Source organism: Janthinobacterium sp. 61, assembly GCF_002846335.1.
Lineage (GTDB): Bacteria > Pseudomonadota > Gammaproteobacteria > Burkholderiales > Burkholderiaceae_D > Janthinobacterium.
Genome location: NZ_PJMQ01000001.1, coordinates 5,539,363 through 5,560,624, shown reverse-complemented (window position 1 = coordinate 5,560,624; position 21,262 = coordinate 5,539,363). Strand labels below are relative to the sequence as shown.

Here is a 21,262-nt window from a genome sequence, read left to right as displayed (position 1 = left end):
TTGCCTGCCAAGAAGGTTGGTGCCACCGGGATGTCTGCCCCCGGTGCCAGCACCATGCCTCCGTCAAACTGCCTGGCGCTTAAAACTCTTCCCACTCGTCATTGCTGCCGGCACCTGCCGCCTTGCGTGGTGCAGGAGCAGCCGCCGGAGCGGCCGCTTCCGTCTTGCGGGTCAGTGACTTGACCGGGCGCAATGCCGGCGCCGGCTTGCGCACGGCCAATGGTGCGGCAGCCACGGGAGCCGGTGCATACGCTGCCGGTTTCTCTTCGCCTTCGACCAGTTTGAAGATGCTGACCACGTGGGCCAATTCGGCCGCCTGGTCTTGCAAGCTTTGCGCCGCAGCGGCCGCCTGTTCCACCAGCGCCGCATTTTGCTGCGTCATGCCATCCATCTCGATGATCGACAGGTTGACCTGTTCGATGCCGGCGCTTTGTTCCTGGCTGGCACTGGCGATCTCGCTCATGATGTCGGTGACGCGGCGCACGCTGTCGACCACTTCACCCATCGTCACGCCAGCCTGGCCGACCAGGCGCGTACCGCGTTCCGTCTTCTCGGCCGAATCGTCGATGAGGATCTTGATTTCTTTCGCGGCGCCGGCGGAACGCTGGGCCAGGTTGCGCACTTCCGAGGCCACCACGGCAAAGCCGCGGCCTTGCTCGCCGGCACGTGCCGCTTCCACGGCCGCGTTCAGCGCCAGGATGTTGGTCTGGAAGGCGATGCCATCGATCACGCCGATAATGTCGACAATTTTCTTCGCGGATTCATTGATCGAGCTCATGGTGTCAACCACTTGCGACACCACGGAGCCGCCCTTGATGGCGACATCCGATGCGGTGGCGGCCAGCTTGTTGGCTTCGCGCGCATTGTCCGCATTCTGTTTCACGGTCGAGGTCAGCTCTTCCATGGCCGACGCCGTTTTTTCCAGTGCGCTCGCTTGCATTTCCGTACGCGAGGACAAGTCGATATTGCCGTCGGCAATTTCGCGCGACGCCGTGCCGATGGTTTCCGTACCCACGCGCACCTGGCCGACGATGCCCACCAGGCTGTTGCGCATTTCCTTCATTTCCGCCAGCAGGCTGGACGTATCGGAAGGCTGGGTGTGGATGCCGATCGACAGGTCGCCATTGGCGATGCTGCCGGCGATCGATGCCGTGTAGTCAGGCTCGCCGCCCAGCTGTTTCAGCAGGCCGCGGGTGATCACCAGTGCCGCCGCCACGCCCATCGCCACGGCCAGCACGCCGAGAACGATCATGAACAGGCGCGCGCTGTCGAAGGCCTTGCGGGCGTCCGATTGCATCTGCTCATTGAGCTTGTCTTCCAGCACGGCCAGTTGCTCCAGCGCTTCCATCCATTTTTTCTGTACCGGGCGGATTTCCTTGATCATCACGCGCGTGGCGCCTTCCGCATCGTTGGCCATCCACAGTGCGGATGCCTTGGCGATGGCCGGCATGGCGGCCGCCTCGTATTCCTTGATCGAGGTCAGCAGGGCTTTTTCTTCAGGAGTGGACTCGACGGCGAATTTCTCTTCGAGCTTCTTCTGCGTTTCCTGATAGGTACTGGTCTGCGTCTTGATACGCGCCATTTCCGGCTCCATATCGCTCGCATCAGTCATCAGGGTGAGAATGCGCAGCGAGGTGACGCGGTCGCTGACGTTGCCACGCATATCGATCACCAGGCGGGTGACGACATTATTGACATTAATCACGTGGTCGAGACGTTCCTGGATTTGCGCCATGCGCGCGATGCCGAGAACGGTCACGGCCACCAGCAGAACCAGTACCAGGGCAAAACCCAGGCCCAGACGGGTACCAACCTTCATTTTTGCTAAATTCATTTCGGCTCTTCGTAAATGAAACTATTGATAAGGATTTTTGCCCGGCACGACAAGACGAAGGCTGCGCAACACCGGTATCCGCCCTTACCCATTGGTATGCTGGCGGTCTCCGGCCGCACGCAGCCTGGGGTACTTCCTGGTCTACAACAGCCCTGAAAACGCCAGTGACTGCGAATGCAAATTTGCTCCACACAGTGAATTTCTGACAGCGTTGATGTGAGATCAACATCAAACATTCACACGAGAAATATTTGTCTATAATCAATTATAGGTGTAAATTTTGCCTCAAAGCAAGCAATATGTACCTGAATAAATGCCTGATTAACTTTCTTCGGGGAAATGGCAACAACGCCGTTTCTTGCCCCCTAGAAATGCCCTACGACAGTGCGGGCGTGCGCCGAAACAGCGCATTTACAACACATGGCATAGCCATATGACATCGTTTCGGAAGAGGTACTCAGAGGAGGGGGTAGTGCGGACAATACCAGTGCGCCGAGGCACCGGTATAGACAAGTTGGCTCAGCGGTCCCAGCTGCAATGCATCACATAGGCGTGGCACTCTGTGCCAAAGACAAAGACGCTCCAGATGGCGCCCAATTGAGCGGCCAGGCTGCGCTGGCCCGATGATACCAGTTGATACCAGCGGGGCTCGCTACCAAGCAATTCGGCCAGTTCACCCTCGAAGCCATCATATAAACGCGCGTCGAGCGGCTGCCGGTCGGCCTCGCTCATCGGGAGCAGGCGCTCGAGCAGCCACTGGCGCGGCGTGCACAAGGCGCCACTGCATACCATGCTTTCGATCGGCTGCAGGCGCATGCCGTCCGGCTGTATCTTCAGGACGCGGCACAGCGCGTCGAACGCCGACTGCGGCGCGATGGGCCCCAGATACGCGCAAAGAAACAAGCTGCCATCATCCTTCATTGCGGTGACGGCTTGCAGGTAGCCATGCAACTGCCGTGCATGGGCGTGGCCGTCGCCGCGCATCAGGCAGGCAAGGACAAGCGCGCGGCCGCTTCCAGCAGCAAGCGCGGATCGCCCGAGGCCAGCTTCTTCGAGTCCGACAAAGTCTGGCGGAAGCCGCGCGCACCGGGCAGGTTTTGCATCAGGCCCAGCATGTGGCGCGTGACGCTGTTCAGCTTCAAACGCCCCGCTTCTTTTTCCAGCTGCGCGCTGATATAGGGAATCATCGCTTCGAGCACCTGCTCGCGTGTTTTTACAGGGGTGTCGTCGCCGTAATAGCGCTGGTCGAACTGCGCCATGACATACGGGTTGTGATAGGCCTCGCGACCCAGCATCACGCCGTCGAGGTGCTGCAAATGCAGGTCGATTTCGTCCAGGGTCTTGATGCCGCCATTGATAATGAACTCGAATTGCGGAAAATCACGCTTCAAACGGTAGGCATAGTCATATTTCAGGGGCGGCACTTCGCGGTTTTCCTTCGGACTCAGCCCCTTCAGGATGGCATTGCGCGCATGCACGATAAATGTCTTGCAGCCGGCGTCGGCCACGGTGCCCACAAAATCGCGCACGAAGTCGTAGGACTCGCTGTCGTCGATGCCGATGCGGTGCTTCACGGTGACGTCGATATCGACCACGTCGCGCATGGCTTTCACGCAGTCGGCCACCAGTTGCGGCTCGGCCATCAGGCAGGCGCCAAACGCGCCCTTCTGCACGCGCTCGGACGGGCAGCCGCAATTGAGGTTGATTTCGTCATAGCCCCACTGCTGGCCCAGTTTCGCGCTGGTGGCCAGGTCCGTCGGATCGCTGCCGCCCAGCTGCAGCGCCACAGGATGCTCTTCCTCGTTGAAGCGCAAATGGCGCTCCACGTCGCCATACACCAGCGCACCCGTCGTCACCATCTCGGTGTAGAGCCAGGTGTGGCGCGTAATTTCGCGGTGGAACTTGCGGCAATGGCGGTCGGTCCAGTCCATCATGGGGGCGACGGACAGGCGGCGGGAAGGCAGGGAGGACGTAGTCATAGGATCAATAAAAACAGGTCAAAACATAACAGCTTCTAGAAACAACAAACCCGCTGCGCGCATCACCGGTTAAAGTCATGCGGCGCAGCGGGCCGAAAGCGGCATGGACGTCAATCCATGCTCACGCAGGTATTACGCGTCGCGCGACGCTTTTTTACGCTCGTGCTCTTTCAGGAAGCGCTTGCGCAGACGGATCGATTTAGGCGTGATTTCCACCAGTTCGTCGTCCTCGATGAATTCAACTGCGTATTCCAGCGACATCTGAATTGGCGGTACCAGGCGCACTGCTTCGTCGGTACCCGACGAACGCACGTTGGTCAGCTGCTTGCCCTTGATCGGATTGACGACCAGATCGTTGTCGCGCGAGTGGATACCGATGACCATGCCTTCGTAGACTGGGTCATTGTGCGATACGAACATGCGGCCGCGGTCTTGCAGTTTCCAGATAGCGTAGGCAACAGCAGCGCCGTCATCTTGCGAGATCAGCACGCCGTTACGACGGCCAGCCATTTCGCCACGGGTGTTGTCGACAGGCGCGTATTCATGGAATACGTGGCTCATCAAGCCGGTACCGCGGGTCAGGGTCATGAATTCGCCCTGGAAGCCGATCAGGCCACGCGCCGGGATCAGGTACTCGAGACGCACGCGACCCTTGCCATCCGATTCCATGTTTTGCAGGTCGCCACGACGACGGCCCAGTTCTTCCATGACGCCGCCCTGGTTGACTTCTTCAACGTCAACCGACAGGTTTTCAAACGGCTCGTGGCGCACGCCATCGACCATTTTGAACACCACGCGTGGACGCGACACGGCCAGCTCGAAGCCTTCGCGACGCATGTTTTCGATCAGAATCGTCAGGTGCAGCTCGCCGCGGCCCGATACTTCAAAGATAGTGTCATCGTCGGTTGGCGAAACGCGCAGAGCAACGTTGGCTTTCAGTTCGCGGTCCAGACGGTCGCGCAGCTGACGGCTGGTGACGAATTTGCCTTCGCGGCCAGCCAGTGGCGAGTTGTTGACCATGAAGTTCATGGTCAGGGTCGGCTCGTCGACGGTCAGCATAGGCAGCGCGTCCGGGGTATCGACTGCGCACAGGGTCGAACCGATGCCGATTTCGTCGATACCGTTGATCAGGCAGATGTCGCCGGCAACAGCTTCGTCCACCAGCACGCGCTCCAGGCCCTTGAAGTTCAGCACCTGGTTGATGCGGCCTTTGATAGGCGTGGCGCCTGGGCCATTGATGACCAGCACGTCCTGGCCGACCTTGACGGTACCGCGGTTGACGCGGCCAATGCCGATCTTGCCGACGTACGACGAGTAATCCAGCGAGGTGATCTGCATTTGCAGCGGGCCTTCAGGATTGTCGTCACGTACTGGAACGTGTTCCAGGATGGCGTCAAACATCGGCTTCATGTCGCCGCTGCGCACGTCTTCGGTCAGGCCGGCATAGCCGTTCAGGCCCGAAGCGTAAATGATAGGGAAATCCAGCTGTTCGTCGGTCGCGCCCAGCTTGTCGAACAGTTCGAACGTCTGGTTGATGGCCCAGTCCGGGCGCGCGCCTGGACGGTCGACCTTGTTGACGATGACGATAGGCTTCAGACCCAGTGCCAGCGCTTTGCGCGTGACGAAACGGGTTTGTGGCATCGGGCCTTCTTGTGCATCGATCAGCAGCAGAACCGAGTCAACCATCGACAGAACACGTTCCACTTCGCCGCCGAAGTCGGCGTGGCCTGGGGTGTCGACGATGTTGATGTGGGTGCCTTCGTACTCAACAGCGCAGTTCTTCGACAGAATCGTAATGCCGCGCTCCTTTTCCAGGTCGTTCGAGTCCATGACTCGGGTGTCGACCGCTTGGTTTTCACGGAAGGTGCCGGACTGGCGCAGCAGCTGATCCACCAGCGTGGTTTTGCCGTGGTCAACGTGGGCGATAATGGCGATATTACGAATTGCGCGTTTTGTATTTGACATGGTCGTAGTAGTTACTGAAAAACTGCGGAGTGCGTACAAGGTGTACGAGATACCCGAATGCTAATCTATTTCCGGAACCGCGTAGTATAGCATGTTGCGTTGCAACGCTATCTAAAAATGCTGGCGGCTCCCGCAGTCGGGGACGATTTGTTTAAAAAAGCGACACTGGTTAAAGAGTGTCGCTGGGTAATGTGACGTTGCTGTGACTTATTGATGCGCCGTGGCGATCAAACGCTCCGGTGCCAGGACGCTGTATTCCTGCAACTGGCCAGTGCCCAGCAGCTTGCTATCGTGATACACGCGCACCGTGCCCGGTTCAGCCGGCACGGCAACGTCTTCCTTGCCCAGTGCGATGCGCTGGCCGTGGAGGAAACGTTTGGCCAATTCTTCCGTCAGCTGGACGGCGGGGAAACTCGACAGCAAGGCATCGACAGGCGCCAGCAAGCTCAACGGCGCGGCATGCGCCGTCAGCTCGTCGAGCGTGACGACGCCATCGAGGGTCAGGCTGCCGACTTGCGTGCGGCGCAAGGCGTTCAGATGGCCGCCGCAACCGAGGGCATGGCCGATGTCTTCGCCCAGCACGCGGATATACGTGCCCTTGCTGCACATCACGGACAATTTCAGAAACGGGGCTTCATAGCCGAGGAACTCGAGCTTGTGGATGGTCACCGGGCGCGCTTCGCGCTCCAGGGTGATGCCTGCCCTTGCATACTCATATAAGGGCTTGCCATCTCTTTTCAAGGCCGAGTACATGGGCGGCGTCTGCAGGATAGGCCCGCGGAACTGCGCCAGCACGGCTTCGATCTGCTCCTGAGTGATGTTGACGTCGCGCGCTTCCAGCACTTCGCCTTCCGTGTCGCCCGTATCCGTCGTCTGCCCCAGGTGCACCAGGGTTTCGTAGGTTTTATCGGCTTCCAGCAAGTCCTGCGAGAACTTCGTGGCCTCGCCAAAACACAGCGGCAGCAAACCCGTGGCGAACGGGTCCAGCGTGCCCGTATGGCCCGCTTTTTTCGCATTCAGCACGCGCTTGGCCTTGATCAGGGCGTCGTTGCTGGACCAGCCCACGGGCTTATCCAGCAGCAAGACGCCGTCGACCAGGTCGCGCACCCGCTTGATGCCGGGCGGTTTCTTCGGACCCGCCACGCTTACTGCTCGTCCGCTTTGTCTGCAGGCTTCTCGTCCGGCTCGGCGTCGGCCGCGCGCGTGGCGTTGGCCTTGTCGATCAGCAAGGACATTTCCATGCCGCGCGAGGTCGAGCTGTCGTGCACGAAATGCAGCATCGGCAGGGTGTGGATGTGCAGGCGCTTGCCCAGCAAGCCACGGATGAAGCCAGACGCAGCCATCAAGCCTTCGGTGGTGTTCTTGATGGCTTCCTTGCTGTCTTTCAACATCGTGAAAAACACCTTGGCATGCGCGTAGTCAGGGGTGATCTGCACTTCGGTGATGGTGATCATCGTGCCCACGCGCGGGTCTTTCAATTCGTAGGCGACGATTTCAGCCAGATCGCGCTGGATCTGGTCGGCCACGCGCAAGCCGCGCGCTGGCATGGTTTTGCTATGTTTAGCCATGATTTTATGCTGTCCTAAGTGCCGCAGGGCGCATGAGTCAAACGGTTGCCCGTTGACCAATGCGCCCCACGTGTTTGCGCGGACAACCATATGTCCGCGCCATTGTTCTTGCCGAGATTACAGGGTACGAGCGATTTCCTGGACTTCGAACACTTCCAGGGTGTCGCCAACCTGAATGTCGTTGTAGTTCTTCAGCGACAGGCCGCACTCCAGACCGGCGCGAACTTCTTTCGCATCGTCCTTGAAGCGTTTCAGGGAGTCGATCTCGCCGCTCCACACCACGATGTTGTTGCGCAACAGGCGGACGGAAGAAGCACGCTTGACCACGCCATCGGTGACCAGGCAACCGGCAATCGCGCCCACTTTCGAGACCAGGATAACCTGGCGGATCTCGACCTGGCCGATGACGGTTTCGCGTTTCTCTGGAGCCAACATGCCCGACAACGCCGATTTGATCTCATCGATCGCATCGTAAATGATGTTGTAGTAGCGAATGTCCACGCCATTCGACTCGGCCAGCTTGCGTGCCTGGGCATCAGCACGGGCGTTAAAGCCGATGATGACCGCTTTCGAGGCGACTGCCAAGTTGACGTCCGATTCCGTGATGCCGCCGACTGCAGCGTGAACAACTTGTACGCGCACTTCGGAGGTCGACAGTTTCTGCAGCGAACCAACCAGCGCTTCTTGCGAACCTTGCACGTCGGTTTTGATGATCAGCGGCAAGTTTTTCACTTCGCCTTCGGCCATCTGGTCGAACATGTTTTCCAGTTTCGCAGCTTGCTGCTTGGCCAGTTTCACGTCGCGGAACTTACCTTGACGGAACAGACCAATTTCACGCGCCTTGCGCTCGTCAGCCATGACGACGACTTCTTCACCGGCAACCGGCACTTCCGTCAAGCCCTGGATTTCGACCGGAATCGAAGGACCCGCTTCAGCGATGGACTTGCCGTTCTCATCCAGCATGGCGCGAACACGGCCATACGAAGAGCCAGCCAGAATCACGTCGCCGCGTTTCAAAGTACCGGACTGCACCAGGATCGTCGCGACAGGACCACGGCCCTTGTCCAGACGTGCCTCGACAACCAGGCCGCGCGCAGGCGCATCGACCGGTGCCGTCAGTTCCAGCACTTCGGCTTGCAACAGCACTTGTTCCAGCAGGTCGTCGATACCTTGACCCGTTTTTGCCGAGACCGGCACGAATGGCGATTCGCCACCGTATTCTTCCGGCACGACTTGTTCGGCGACCAGTTCCTGCGTCACGCGGTCCACGTTACCACCCGGTTTGTCGACCTTGTTGATCGCCACCACCAGCGGCACGCCGGCTGCTTTCGCATGGGCAATCGCTTCTTTCGTCTGCGGCATCACGCCATCATCGGCGGCAACCACCAGAATGACGATGTCGGTTGCCTTGGCGCCACGGGCACGCATTGCGGTAAACGCTTCGTGGCCCGGGGTGTCGAGGAAGGTGATCATGCCGCGTGGCGTATCGACGTGGTAAGCGCCGATATGCTGCGTAATCCCGCCCGCTTCGCCGGATGCAACCTTGGCGCGGCGGATGTAATCGAGCAACGAGGTCTTACCATGGTCGACGTGACCCATGACGGTGACCACCGGTGCGCGTGGCTTCGTTTCGAAGTGTGCGTGTTCGCCCACATCGGCCAGCAGCGCTTCCGGATCGTCCAGTTCGGCTGCGAACGCCTTGTGGCCCATTTCTTCCACCAGAATCATGGCGGTTTCCTGGTCCAGCACCTGGTTGATCGTGCACATCTGGCCCAATTTCATCAAATGCTTGATGACTTCGGATGCCTTGACGGACATTTTGTGTGCCAATTCGGCCACGGTGATCGTTTCCGGTACGTGCACGTCTTTGACGACGGCTTCCGTAGGAGCCTGGAAGTTCGATTCACGGTCGTCATGGTGCGTCGGGCGACGGCCCTTCGCGCCACCGCGCCAGCTGTCACGGCCGCCTGGGCCGCTATTGCCGCGTGGCTTAGGACCACCGGTGGTACCGCGTTTCTTCGCGTCATCGGACCAAGTGGACGACACATTGGCCGACTTGATGGATTTCTTGTCTGCAACAGCAGGCTTCTTGTCGCCCGGCTTGTCGCCAGGTTTCTTGTCAGCAGGCTTGTGCAGGGTGCCTTCCGGCGCCTTCGGCTTCACCGGAACCGGTACGGGTTCAGGAGCTTTGATGGCGCGGCGTGGCGCGTTCATCATGGCCTTGATCTGGGCGACTTCGTCGGCAACGGCCTTGCGTGCACGCTCGGTGGCTTCCGCTTTGTCAGCGGCTTCCTTGGCGGCAACAGCAGCGGCAGCGGCTTTCTTCTTCGCTTCTTCAGCGGCAGCAGCTTTTTTCGCTTCGGCAGCGGCGTCGTCAACGACAGGCGCAGCGGCGCTGGCGGCAGGCGCAGCAGCAGCTTTGGCAGCCGCTTTCTTCGCTTCCGCTTCAGCTTCTTTCTTCGCAGCCAATTCAGCCTGTTGCGTGGCTTTCGCCTGGGCTTCTTTTTCCGCGTCGAGCTTGGCCAGACGTTCTTGCTTTTCGCGCAGATCGGCTTCCTGGCGGGCGATCAGTTCAGCCTGTTTACGGGCGTCTTCCTCACGGCGCGCCACGTCGGCGGGATCGATCACCGGTGCGGCAGGCGCGACCGGTTCAGCTGCGACCGGCACAGCTTCGTCACGCTGGACGAAAGTGCGTTTCTTGCGCACTTCCACCTGGATGGTGCGCGATTTGCCGGTGGCGTCAGCTTGCTTGATTTCAGTCGTTTCCTTGCGGGTCACGGTGATTTTTTTCTTTTCTGTGTCAGCCGCTGCGCCGTGTGTGCGGCGCAGATGATCCAAAAGCTTGTCCTTATCATCTTTCGACAATGGATCTGACGTCGAACTTTTCTCGACGCCGGCAGAACGCAGCTGCGTCAGCAGCAAATCTGCAGGCATCTTCAGTTCGGTGGCAAATTGGGCTACGTTGTTACTCGCCATTCAGTCCTCTTTTCTATGTGTCGCGGAGATGATAAAGATACTCAAATTAAGCCTTTGCGGATTCGGCCAGACTCCATGCCTTGGCTTGCAACGCCTTGGCACGATCGTCGTATTTCGAGTCAACCAACTTCATCTCATCGTCGGTCACATCTTTAAATTCACTTGTAATCAGTTCACGCGCACGGTCCGCAGACAAGGCCAGGATTGCGCCAAATTCGTCGTATGCCAGTGCTGCAAATGCTTCAACGGTCTTGATACCAGCCAGACCCAGCTTGCCGGCGGTAATGCGGTCCATGCCTTCCAGACCCACCAACGCCTCGTCCATGCCTTCCAGACCCTCTTCCGAAGCAATCGCTTCGGTCACGAGCGCATCACGCGCACGGGTACGGAGTTCATTGACGGTATCTTCGTCAAACGATTCGATTTCCAGCATTTCGGAAATTGGCACGTAAGCGATTTCTTCCAGACTGGCGAAACCTTCTTCCACCAGAATATCGGCCACTTCCTGGTCGACATCGAGCTTTTCCATGAACAGGATGCGCACGGCAGCCGTTTCCTGGGCAGCTTTGTCAGCCGATTCTTCGGCCGTCATGATGTTGATCTTCCAGCCGGTCAGGTCCGAGGCCAGGCGCACGTTCTGGCCGGAACGGCCGATCGCGATTGCCAGGTTTTCTTCGTCCACGACGACATCCATCGCGTGTTTTTCTTCATCGACCATGATCGACGAGACGTTCGCCGGCGCCAGGGCGCCGATGACGAACTGCGCCGGATCTTCCGACCACAGCACGATGTCGACACGTTCGCCACCGAGTTCGCCGGTGACAGCCTGCACGCGCGAACCGCGCATGCCGACGCAAGTACCGATCGGGTCGATGCGCTTGTCGGCCGTGTAGACGGCGATCTTGGCGCGCACGCCGGCATCGCGGGCTGCGGATTTGATTTCCAGCATGCCTTGTTCAATTTCCGGCACTTCCAGCTCGAACAGCTTCATGATGAATTCTGGCGCGGTGCGCGACAGGATCACTTGCGGGCCGCGCATATTGCGGTCGATGCGCAAGATATAGGCACGGACACGGTCGCCGATACGCAGATTCTCTTTCGGGATCATCTGATCGCGTGGCAGACGCGCTTCGATCTTGCCCGATTCGACGATGGCGTCGCCGCGTTCCATGCGCTTGATGGTGCCGGTGACGAGCGAATCGCCGCGTTCGAGGAAGTCGACCAGAATCTGTTCACGTTCGGCGTCACGCACGCGCTGCAAGACAACCTGTTTGGTATCCTGGGCGAAACGGCGGCCGAATTCAACGGATTCGATCGGTTCTTCGATGTGGTCATCGACTTCGATATCGGAAATCTGTTCTTTTGCCTCAAAATGCAGGATCTCCTGATCCGGCAATTGCAGGCCCGCTTCATCGGGCACAACGTGCCAGCGGCGGAACGATTCGAATTCGCCCGTTTCGCGGTCGATCGAAACGCGGATGTCTACCTCACCCTCATACCGTTTCTTCGTGGCTTGCGCCAACGCGAATTCGAGGGCGCCGAAGACGACATCTTTATCGACGTTTTTTTCGCGCGCCAGCGCGTCAACCAATAATAAAACTTCGCGGCTCATGCTTTGCGTCCCTTAAAAACCACCTGCGGCACCAAGCGTGCCTTATCCACATCCGCGAGTGTAAATTCCAACATCGCCGGACCATCCTTACCTTCAAATTCCAACGACAATTTATCGCCCACGGGTTCTTGCAAGATCCCCTGGAACGATTTCCGGTTGTTCGTACCCGGCATCGCCACATTCAGCTTGACGATGATTTCCTGGCCTGCGAAACGGACAAAGTCTTCCAGCTTGCGCACCGGACGATCCAGACCCGGGGAAGAAATCTCGAGACGCTCGTAAGGAACGTTCTCTACCGTCAACACATGCGATAACTGGTGACTCACCGTGGCACAGTCTTCGACCGTGATCGGACCTTTTTCAGCGGCATCGGCGGCGCTGAAATCAATAAAGACGCGCAGCAGTCCGCGCTCGGCACGTTCGACATCAACGAGCTCATAGCCCAGACCTGTAACTGTCTTTTCAATTAATCCCAACTGCTGCAAGAAATTCTCCAGAAATAAGGCCCGTTTTCAGCATGACAGCGCTGCATTGAGCGCCGACAACATGCAAAAACACGCATTCAAGTCATATATGGCCCCTTGCGGAGCCATTACAAACGGTTCAACAAAAAAAAAATGGGCATCTGCCCATCTTCTTGTATTTCCCCAACCAGATGAAAGCATCTCCCCACCAAACAACCCTGCGGAGAACTTTTATTAGGCTGCAGATTATAACCTCTTATTAACTTCGCCGCAATGCCGCACACAAGGAGCGGCCCGGCTTACAACAGTTACAAGAGCGTGCGCCCGCAGCAGATCAGCGGGCGCGCGAGAAGAAACTCTCCCGGATTAACCTTTGCTGCGGCGGCGCGGCATGCCATCCATGCCGCCACGATCCATGCCGCCACGCGGCTGACCACCGGAACGCGCCTGACCACCGGCACCACCGCCGGCATTGCGGCGCGGACCCGTGTTGGCGAAGCCAAAGGTCGTTTGCAGCGGATCAGGCTGGCGCGGACCGCGCTGCGGCGCGCGGCCTTCACCACCGGCAGGACGCCCCTGGCCCTGGCCTGCCGCACGCGGCGGACGACCCTGGCCTTGCGGCGCACCTTCGAACGATGCCGACGAGCGCGGCTGGCCGCCTTGGAACGGACCTTGCGGCTGGCCACGGCCAGGACCACGCGCTTCGCCAGGACGGCCGGTGCCGCCTGGGCGACCCTGGCCTTGCGGGCGGGCAAACTGGCCTTGTGGCTGGCCACGGCGCGGCGCGACCGGGAAAGGATCGGCGTTGCGGTTGCTCACATCGATGCGGTTGCCATTCGGCTCGTCATCGCGGCTGGCCTTGCGTGCCTCGCGGCCCTTGGCGGCGCCAGCGGCACGGGGGTCGCCCGATGCCGGCATTTTCTTTTCGATGCCGTAGGCGGTCAGCAGATCGCGCACGGTGTTCTCATCCATTTCTTCCCAACGGCCGCGCTTCAGGCCGCTCGGCAGGGTCATGGCGCCGTAACGGGTCCGGATCAGGCGCGAGACGGTCAGGCCGATGGCTTCGAACATGCGGCGCACTTCGCGGTTACGGCCTTCGCCGATCACCACGCGGTACCACTTGTTGATGCCTTCGCCGCCGCCATCGGCGATCTTCGAGAACTGCGCCAGACCGTCTTCCAGCTCGACGCCGGCCAGCAGCTTCTGGCGCATGCCCTCTTCCAGCTCGCCCAGGGTACGCACGGCGTACTCGCGGTCGATGCCGTAGCGCGGATGCATCAGGCGGTTGGCCAGGTCACCGGAAGTGGTGAACAGCAGCAAGCCTTCGGTGTTGAAGTCCAGGCGGCCAACGGCCAGCCACTTGCCGGCTTTCATGGTCGGCAGGCGGTCAAACACGGATGGACGGCCGTCCGGGTCATTATGGCTGACGATTTCGCCGGCCGGCTTGTGGTACACCAGCACGCGTGGCGGCTTCTTGCTGACGCGGCGCTGGATCAACTTGCCATTGATGCGCACGTGGTCGCTCGGCAGGATGCGCTGGCCAATGTGGGCTGGCTCGCCATTCACGGACACGCGGCCCGAAATGATCAGGTCTTCCATGTCGCGGCGCGAACCGAGACCGGCTTCGGCCAGCACCTTGTGCAGCTTCGGCGCATCGTCGTCGGACGTCAGGTCGCGACGCACGGCCACTTTCTGCACGCGGCCCGTGCCGCCTTCTTCGCTGTCGAACGCGTCGGAGGTGACAAACGAGAACACGGCGTCAGCGTCGCTGAGCTTGCCGGGCGCAGCCTGGCGGCCCTTGCCCTTTTTGCGGCTCTTGCCGGCATTCTTGCCAGCACCCGGCACGTCGCTGCGCGGACCGCGCGGCAGGCGCGGGCCGGAAACGAGGTTACCTTCGGCATCGAACACATCGGCGACAGGCGCAGCTGCTTGCTCTGCGGCAGGCGCTGCAGCAACTGCTTCGGCTGCCTGCGGCGCTTCGGCGCGCGGCGGCTGGCGCAGTGCGCGTTCCGCTTGCACGCCACGCATCTGGCGCGGACCACGGGTAGGGCGTGCTTCGGCCGGCTTGTCAGCCACGGCTTCCGGCGCTGTTTCAGCGACGGCGGCAGCGGCCTTGGCGGCGGCGCGGGCGCGCGGCGGACGCGGCGCCGGGGCGGCAACCGCCTCGGCAGCGGCTTCCGCGGCGTCGGCCACGGCCTTCAGGGCTGGCTTGGCGCGGGTTTTCTTGACGGCAGGTGCAGCTTCTACGGCGGCGTCAGCGACAGGCGCGTCGGCGGCCACGTCGGCTTTCGTACGGCGCTTCGGCTTGGCAGCGACGCTGTCGCCGGCTGCAGCAGTTGCAACGGCGGCAGCCGCATCAGCTTCGATCTGGGCCTTGGTGCGGCGCTTGGGCTTGACAACGATGGCTTCGTCGCTGGCGGTTACTGTCTCGGGTGTGTTCGGATTATTCATTCTTCGTTTCTTGGCTGTGCTGACCTGGCGCAGCGTCAACCGTTAGTTCTGGCGCAGGGTCGTGAGTGTAGGCTTCGTCCGTGGGCGAAGCATCGGGGCCGGCATCAAGGCTTGCTGTCACATCTACATCTGTCACAGCCGTATTGCTACCTGCACCAAGCTGGGGGACAAGCTCATTGCTTGCCTTGTCAAAATTTTCTTGCAGGGCCGCTTCCAGGGCTTCGAGCCCGTTGCCCTGCATTTCACTGATTTGCTGCAAAGGCGGCAGCTGGGACAGCGAATGCAAACCCAGGTCATCCAAAAACTGCTTGGTGGTGGCCAGCAAGGCCGGCCGGCCCACCACGTCGCGGTAACCGATGGCATCGACCCAGCCACGGTCTTCCAGCATCTTGATCGTCTGCGAATTGACGGCAACACCGCGGATTTCCTCGATATCGCCGCGCGTCACCGGCTGGCGGTAGGCAATGATGGCCAGGGTTTCCAGGGTCGCCCGCGAATACTTAGGCGGCCGCTCGGGCGTCATGCGATCGAGATACATCTTCATTTCCGGGCGGCTTTGAAAGCGCCAGCCAGAAGCCAGACTGACGATCTCAATGCCGCGCCCTTCCCACTCCTGCCGCAACTCTTCCAGCAATTGCTTGATCGTGTCGGCACCAACGCCGACACCACGCACGCGACCATTCTCGTCCGCATCGACGAACAGCTTTTTCAGGCTGTGGATCGTCAGCGACTCACGAGCGCACAGCAACGCGGTTTCGAGGACTTTTTTAGCCTCAATTGTATTCATAGCAATTCTGTGCGGATGTGTGTTGCAATTCGTATGCAGAGAAAGAAATCAAAAACGTTCATTTCAACGTAACAGAGGGCAGACATCGATGATGACGCCGTGCTGGGTTACTAGTTGAGGCTGTTTTTCCGACGCCTTGGCCGATGCGCGCAAAGCGGGACTAAAGCGGATGCAGTGAAAGTCCTGCCATCCATGGTGCTGGCCTTAAATAACCAGCAATGAAACGAACTCCGGAGCAGCTGCTTTTCCGTGGCGAAGATTCAGCCATACAGGAGAGCGACAGTCGTCGTTTCATCCAACGATGCCAATTGTACCTGATAAAAAGCGGAAAAGCGCAAAACCGGGCAAAACACGCGTTTTACCCGGTCATGGCGCGACACATCGCCCGCTGCCCGCATCACAGGGAGGCGAGTTTCTCCGAGAGAATGGCCGATGCACCCAGGAAAGCTGGATACTGCGCGGTGATGACAAAGGTCGGCACTTGCGACACATAATTGGCGAAGCGGCCCTTGCGCTCGAAGCGGGCGCGGAAACCGGAGCGGTCGAAGCGCGGCCCCAGGCGTGGCACGATGCCGCCGCCGATATAAATACCGCCCAGCGCGCCCAGGGTGACGGCGACGTTGCCCGCCACCGTGCCAAGCATGCAGCAGAACGCTTCAATGACGTCGTCGCACAGCTGGGATTCACCGGCCAGCGCGCGGCGCGTGATTTCCGCCGCAGGCAAGTCTTCCGCCGGCACGCCTGCGCGGTCGGCCAGGGCGCGGTAGATCAGTTCCAGGCCATCACCTGAAATCAGGCGTTCGGCCGAGACGTGCTCATATTCGCGCCAGGCAAATTGCAGAATGCTCACTTCCGTTTCATTCGACGGCGCGAAGCTGACGTGGCCGCCTTCGCTTTGCAGGGCGATCCAGCCGCCGTTCGACGGAATCAGGCCCGACACGCCCAGGCCCGTGCCGGCGCCGATCAGGCCGATGGCCGTGTTTGGACGGGCCGTGCCGGCGCCAATCTGATGCTTCTGTTCGCTGGACAGCTGCGGCAAGGCGCGCGCCAGGGCCGTGAAATCGTTGACCACGTCCAGGGTCGTGAAACCGCACTCCTCGCGCATGGCGCGGATCGAGAACGACCAGTGGTGGTTCGTCATGCTGAGGAAATCGCCGTCGACCGGGTTGGCGATGGCGATCATGGCATGGCGCACGGCTTGCCCGCCGGCAGCAGCGATGTGCGGCAGGGCCAGGTAGGCTTGCAGGGCGGCAGACAGACTCGGGTAATCGGCACAGGGCAGCACTTCCACCAGGGTGATGTGGCCTGCGGCCACTTCCAGGGCGAAACGGGCATTGGTGCCGCCCACGTCGGCCAGCAGGCGCGGTCCATCGGCAAAGGCGGAAGTCGGCAATACGGGTGAAGACGAAGCGCTCATGATTTTAAATGATGAAGTGGGACGCATGGGACGCCAAGCTTAAAGGATGAATGCGCCCGGAGGCAAGCAAAGTTTGTAGTTTAAGTACATCAAATCCAGCCTTTATTGGTAGTTCCACTCCAAATGCAACAGGCAGGGGAAAAATCACTCAAAAACAATGATTTATAGTAAGTACTTGCACTCGACAGGAATGCGAAAAGCATGCTGCACAGCAGCAGGAAACCCCTTGAAAGCAGAGTATGCCGGAGTTTGCGCAAAGCCGCTTTGTACGGGGCGGCGCAGGTGTGGCGCTACCATCCCGTCGGCACGGCGATGGTGTTTTCGTATTATTACTACCGGTTTTTTTCTGCCTATGTTTGCTGCCAAGCTTGCTTGCCAGGGGCAGCGGGATCAGGAAGGCAAGCCTTCGCCCAGCAGGCTGGCGGGCGCCGGCTGGTCCGAGCGGTAGGCGGCATTCCACGCATCGAGGCCGCCATGCAGGGGCTTGGCCCGGTGAAAGCCGTGCTGGTGCAACAGCTTGGCCACTTGCGCGGCCGTCACGTCGTTGGGACAGCTGCAATACACGATGATGTGGCGGTCCTTGTCCATGGCGATCATGGCGGGCACGGGTTCCTTGCCATTGAAGAACAAGGCGCCCGGCACGGCCGGCTCCAGAGCCTGCGCCGTGGCGCTGCGCGCGTCGACCATCAGCGGCTCCTCGCCCTGCTCTATGAGTTCGAGTAATTCATCGATGCCGATACGTTCGATCTGCAAGGCCTGGCGGAAACGCCGGCGCTCGAGGAATTTATACAGCAGGAACAAGCCCAGCAAGGTGGCCAGCATCAGCAAGGCCGTGCTACCCATGGTGCTGAGCAAGTCGAGCACCTGCTGCACGCTGGAATGGAAAATCACGCCGACGACGATGCCCGTGCCGCTCCACAGCAAGGCGCCCAGGCCCGCGTACAGGAAGAACTGGCCCGGCGGCGTGCCCAGCGCTCCCGACATCGGTGCGGCCACAGTATTGAATCCCGGCACGAACTTGGAGACGATCAGGGCTTTCGGCCCCCAGCGCTTGAATTTGTCTTCCGTCTGGCTGACGCAGTAATCGGGCGACAGCGAGATGCGGCACAGCAGCCGCAGGATACGCTTGCCGAAATGGCGGCCCGCGCGGAACCACGTGAAGTCGCTGATCAGGCAAGCGCCCAGCGCGGCGGCCAGCACCAGTCCCCCATTCATGTCGCCATCGACGGCCATCGCTCCCGCCACCACCAGGATGGGAAAGGCGGGAATCGGCAGACCGAGCTGCTCCACCAGCACGATGCCAAAGACAATCAGGACACCGTAATGTTCGAGCAGGTAAATGAGGTTGGGCATGGCCGCTATCTTACCGTAAAAAGCCCCTTACAACTGCACGCCCTTGGGTATGGCGCTGAGCAGGGTGCGCGTGTACGGATGCACGGGATTGCGGTACAGCTCATCCGAATCGGCCAGTTCCACCACTTGCCCCTTGTGCATCACCATCACCTGGTCGGCGATGTATTTGACCACAGACAAATCGTGCGAAATGAAGATGTACGACAAGCCAAATTCATCCTGCAAATCCTGCAACAGGTTGAGTACTTGCGCCTGCACCGACACGTCCAGCGCCGACACGGATTCGTCGCACACCAGAATTTCCGGCTGCATGGTGAGGCAGCGGGCAATGGCGATGCGCTGGCGTTGGCCGCCGGAAAACTCGTGCGGATAGCGGTGGAAAGCCTGTTCCGGCAATCCCACCTTCTCCAACAGCCAGTAAGCCTTGGCGATGCGTTCCTGGTCATTCGCGCCAATCTTGTGGATGCGCATCGGTTCGAGCAGGATCTGTCCCACCGTAAAACGGGGATTGAGCGAGGCATACGGATTCTGGAAGATGATCTGGATGCGGCGTTTATACGGCAGGTATTCCTTGTTCGGCATGGCAATGAGATCCTTGCCATGGAACATGGCCGTGCCGCCCGTGGCCTGATGCAGGCGCAGCAGGGTCAGACCCACCGTCGTCTTGCCGGAACCGGATTCGCCCACCACGCCCAAGGTCTTCCCGCGTGGCAAGGTAAATGACACGTCCTTGACTGCCTGGAATTCGCGCTTGCCGAACAGGCCTGCACGCGTATAAAAACTCTTGCTCAGATTATTCACCACCAGCACGGGCTCGTCGCCCGGCGTATAGCCGCGCGTGCCGCGCGTGCGCTGTTTCACTTCCACGCCGGGGCCCGCCTTGCCTTCCATGTAGTCGGCAATCACGGGCAAGCGCCACGGGCGCTCATCCAGCGAGGGGCGGCAATGCAGCAACGCTTTGGTGTAGCTGTCCTGCGGCGCCTCGAACACCTGGCGCACCTCGCCCGTCTCGCGCACTTCGCCGTGGCGCATGACGATGACCTGGTCGGCAATTTCTCCCACCAGGCCCAGGTCGTGGGTAATGAAAAGCACGGACATTTGATGTTTCTTTTGCAGCGCCGCGATCAAGTCCATGATCTGCTTCTGGATCGTCACGTCCAGCGCCGTCGTCGGTTCGTCCGCGATCAGGAGTTTCGGTTCGCAGGCAATCGCCATGGCGATCATCACGCGCTGCTGCTGGCCGCCCGACATCTGGCTCGGGTAGGCGTCGATCTTGGTGGCGGGATCGGGTATGCCCACTTCGTCGAGCAACTCCAGGGTACGCGCGCGCGCCTGCTTGCGGTTCATGCCCATGTGCTGGCGCAACACTTCAGCGATCTGGAACCCGACGGTAAACACGGGGTTCAGCGACGACATCGGCTCCTGGAAGATCATCGAAATATCCTTGCCGCACATGGTGCGGCGCTCGGCGATCGACAGTTTGAGCAGGTCGCGCCCGCCGAAATGGATGCTGGACGCGGGATCGATGATGGTGTTATCTGGCGGCAACAAGCCCATCACGGCCAGCGAGCTGACGGACTTGCCGCTGCCCGACTCGCCTACCAGCGCGACGGTACAGTTGCGCGGCACGTTGAACGAGATGCCCTTGACGGCTTCAAACGTGGTTTTCTTGTCCAGGCGGAAGGTGACGCGCAGGTCGCGCACTTCCAACAGGTTATTCTGGTCCATGAGCAACTCCTATTTCACTTTGGGGTCGAGCGCATCGCGCAAGGCATCGGTAAACAGCGAGAACGCCGTCACCAGCACGGCCATCGCCGTGGCGGCGGCGGTCAGCTGCCACCATTTGCCCAGGATCAGTTCATTTTGTGCCTCGTTGAGCATGCTGCCCCACGACACGGTGCCCACCGGCACGCCAAAGCCGAGGAAGCTCAAAATCACTTCGGCCTTGATGAAGCCCACCACCAGAATTGACATTTGCACCAGCGCCACGTGGCTCACGTTGGGGAAGATGTGGGAAAACATCTTGCGCCAGTGCGAGGCGCCGATGGCGTCGGCCGCCATCACGTATTCGCGTGCCTTGTGCTTGATGTATTCGGCGCGGATCAAACGGTACGGCCCCGTCCAGCCCGTCAAGCCCAGGATCAGCACGATGGTCAGCACGCCCTTTTGCTGCAGCACGGCCGCCACGGTGAGTATCATCAGAATGGACGGAATCGATGTGAAAATACTGTAGAACCAGTTGAAGAAATCATCGACGATGCCGCCAAAGTAACCGGACACGGCGCCAAACAAGGTGCCCAGCACCACGGCCAGCAAGGCTGCCACCAGGCCCACCACGATCGACGTTTCGCCGCCCTTGATGGTTTTCTGGACAATGTCGTGGCCCCACTTGTCGGCGCCGAACGGCAAGGTTGCCGCCTTGTGCGCGATCAACTTCTTCGTCTTGCCCATGCCGGCGCGCAAGGCCGTCAAGTCGTCGGCCAGCGGGTCGGTGACGCCGTACATTTCCACGCCAGCCGACGGATTGCTGCCCATCTGGGCGCGCAGTTCGGCGATATCGTCGGCCAGCGGGTCGAGCACATTGACTTGTGTCGGTGCGCTGCGCTCGTCCGGCAGGGGAATGGCGCCATCACCGGACGCGGACGCGTCCTTGTCGGCACCGATGAAGGTGGGCGGCGCATAGCTGACGGCCACTTCATCTTCCCAGTTCGAGGCTACCAGGCCACTGGCGGACGCCAGCACCAGCAGGAAAAACGCGCCGACCACGGCCAGCGATACCATTGCAATCTTGTCGCCGCGCAAACGGCGCCACGCCAGGGCCCACAGGCCGGGCGATGTATGAGGTTTCGACATCGT

At 60.2% G+C, this 21,262-nt stretch carries 15 protein-coding genes; all 15 read right to left on the bottom strand.

Annotated features, from left to right (window positions below):
• Positions 1-79: 79 nt before the first annotated feature.
• Complete coding sequence (locus CLU92_RS25165) at positions 80-1,819, bottom strand: methyl-accepting chemotaxis protein (RefSeq protein ID WP_101484084.1); 1,740 nt, start codon at positions 1,817-1,819, stop codon at positions 80-82.
• Between the two features lie 534 nt (positions 1,820-2,353).
• Positions 2,354-2,818 (bottom strand): hypothetical protein, encoded by a 465-nt coding sequence (locus CLU92_RS25160; RefSeq protein WP_101484083.1) that lies wholly within the window; start codon positions 2,816-2,818, stop codon positions 2,354-2,356.
• On the bottom strand, positions 2,818-3,813 hold the full coding sequence (gene dusA / locus CLU92_RS25155; RefSeq protein ID WP_101484082.1) for a tRNA dihydrouridine(20/20a) synthase DusA: 996 nt from the start codon (positions 3,811-3,813) through the stop codon (positions 2,818-2,820). Before dusA ends, CLU92_RS25160 begins: the two co-directional genes overlap by 1 nt.
• 132 nt (positions 3,814-3,945) lie before the next feature.
• A complete protein-coding gene (typA, locus tag CLU92_RS25150; RefSeq protein WP_101484081.1) occupies positions 3,946-5,778 on the bottom strand; it encodes a translational GTPase TypA in 1,833 nt (610 codons plus the stop codon).
• Between the two features lie 207 nt (positions 5,779-5,985).
• Complete coding sequence (gene truB / locus CLU92_RS25145; RefSeq protein ID WP_101484080.1) at positions 5,986-6,921, bottom strand: tRNA pseudouridine(55) synthase TruB; 936 nt, start codon at positions 6,919-6,921, stop codon at positions 5,986-5,988.
• A 2-nt stretch (positions 6,922-6,923) separates the two neighbouring features.
• Positions 6,924-7,346, bottom strand: a complete 423-nt coding sequence (rbfA, locus tag CLU92_RS25140) for a 30S ribosome-binding factor RbfA (protein ID WP_034782531.1) — start codon at positions 7,344-7,346, stop codon at positions 6,924-6,926.
• A 117-nt stretch (positions 7,347-7,463) separates the two neighbouring features.
• Positions 7,464-10,322 (bottom strand): translation initiation factor IF-2, encoded by a 2,859-nt coding sequence (gene infB, locus CLU92_RS25135; RefSeq protein ID WP_101484079.1) that lies wholly within the window; start codon positions 10,320-10,322, stop codon positions 7,464-7,466.
• A 46-nt stretch (positions 10,323-10,368) separates the two neighbouring features.
• Complete coding sequence (gene nusA / locus CLU92_RS25130) at positions 10,369-11,934, bottom strand: transcription termination factor NusA (RefSeq protein WP_071079176.1); 1,566 nt, start codon at positions 11,932-11,934, stop codon at positions 10,369-10,371.
• The gene (rimP, locus tag CLU92_RS25125) at positions 11,931-12,419 is read right to left on the bottom strand and encodes a ribosome maturation factor RimP (protein ID WP_071325130.1); all 489 of its coding nucleotides are present in this window, start codon (positions 12,417-12,419) and stop codon (positions 11,931-11,933) included. Before rimP ends, nusA begins: the two co-directional genes overlap by 4 nt.
• Positions 12,420-12,764: 345 nt before the next feature.
• Entirely contained in the window at positions 12,765-14,849 is a 2,085-nt protein-coding gene (gene rluB / locus CLU92_RS25120; protein ID WP_101484078.1) for a 23S rRNA pseudouridine(2605) synthase RluB, read from the bottom strand.
• Entirely contained in the window at positions 14,842-15,636 is a 795-nt protein-coding gene (scpB, locus tag CLU92_RS25115) for an SMC-Scp complex subunit ScpB (protein WP_034782524.1), read from the bottom strand. The genes rluB and scpB overlap by 8 nt, the downstream gene beginning before the upstream one ends.
• A gap of 397 nt (positions 15,637-16,033) precedes the next feature.
• Positions 16,034-17,053 carry a glucokinase gene (locus tag CLU92_RS25110; RefSeq protein ID WP_101484077.1) on the bottom strand — a complete coding sequence of 340 codons (1,020 nt, stop codon included), beginning with the start codon at positions 17,051-17,053 and terminating at the stop codon, positions 16,034-16,036.
• Between the two features lie 390 nt (positions 17,054-17,443).
• Positions 17,444-18,406 carry a VTT domain-containing protein gene (locus tag CLU92_RS25105; RefSeq protein WP_101484076.1) on the bottom strand — a complete coding sequence of 321 codons (963 nt, stop codon included), beginning with the start codon at positions 18,404-18,406 and terminating at the stop codon, positions 17,444-17,446.
• Between the two features lie 27 nt (positions 18,407-18,433).
• Complete coding sequence (locus tag CLU92_RS25100; RefSeq protein ID WP_101484075.1) at positions 18,434-20,134, bottom strand: ABC transporter ATP-binding protein; 1,701 nt, start codon at positions 20,132-20,134, stop codon at positions 18,434-18,436.
• A 9-nt stretch (positions 20,135-20,143) separates the two neighbouring features.
• A complete protein-coding gene (locus CLU92_RS25095; RefSeq protein WP_101484074.1) occupies positions 20,144-21,259 on the bottom strand; it encodes an ABC transporter permease in 1,116 nt (371 codons plus the stop codon).
• Between the last annotated feature and the right edge of the window lie 3 nt (positions 21,260-21,262).

What these genes read in the sequence shown, in the direction of transcription:
- CLU92_RS25165 (WP_101484084.1), bottom strand. Translation starts at nt 1,819, where the DNA reads ATGAAGGTTGGTACCCGTCTGGGCCTGGGTTTTGCCCTGGTACTGGTT.
- CLU92_RS25160 (WP_101484083.1), bottom strand. Translation starts at nt 2,818, where the DNA reads ATGCGCGGCGACGGCCACGCCCATGCACGGCAGTTGCATGGCTACCTG.
- dusA (WP_101484082.1), bottom strand. Translation starts at nt 3,813, where the DNA reads ATGACTACGTCCTCCCTGCCTTCCCGCCGCCTGTCCGTCGCCCCCATG.
- typA (WP_101484081.1), bottom strand. Translation starts at nt 5,778, where the DNA reads ATGTCAAATACAAAACGCGCAATTCGTAATATCGCCATTATCGCCCAC.
- rbfA (WP_034782531.1), bottom strand. Translation starts at nt 7,346, where the DNA reads ATGGCTAAACATAGCAAAACCATGCCAGCGCGCGGCTTGCGCGTGGCC.
- infB (WP_101484079.1), bottom strand. Translation starts at nt 10,322, where the DNA reads ATGGCGAGTAACAACGTAGCCCAATTTGCCACCGAACTGAAGATGCCT.
- nusA (WP_071079176.1), bottom strand. Translation starts at nt 11,934, where the DNA reads ATGAGCCGCGAAGTTTTATTATTGGTTGACGCGCTGGCGCGCGAAAAA.
- rluB (WP_101484078.1), bottom strand. Translation starts at nt 14,849, where the DNA reads ATGAATAATCCGAACACACCCGAGACAGTAACCGCCAGCGACGAAGCC.
- scpB (WP_034782524.1), bottom strand. Translation starts at nt 15,636, where the DNA reads ATGAATACAATTGAGGCTAAAAAAGTCCTCGAAACCGCGTTGCTGTGC.
- CLU92_RS25110 (WP_101484077.1), bottom strand. Translation starts at nt 17,053, where the DNA reads ATGAGCGCTTCGTCTTCACCCGTATTGCCGACTTCCGCCTTTGCCGAT.
- CLU92_RS25105 (WP_101484076.1), bottom strand. Translation starts at nt 18,406, where the DNA reads ATGCCCAACCTCATTTACCTGCTCGAACATTACGGTGTCCTGATTGTC.
- CLU92_RS25100 (WP_101484075.1), bottom strand. Translation starts at nt 20,134, where the DNA reads ATGGACCAGAATAACCTGTTGGAAGTGCGCGACCTGCGCGTCACCTTC.
- CLU92_RS25095 (WP_101484074.1), bottom strand. Translation starts at nt 21,259, where the DNA reads ATGTCGAAACCTCATACATCGCCCGGCCTGTGGGCCCTGGCGTGGCGC.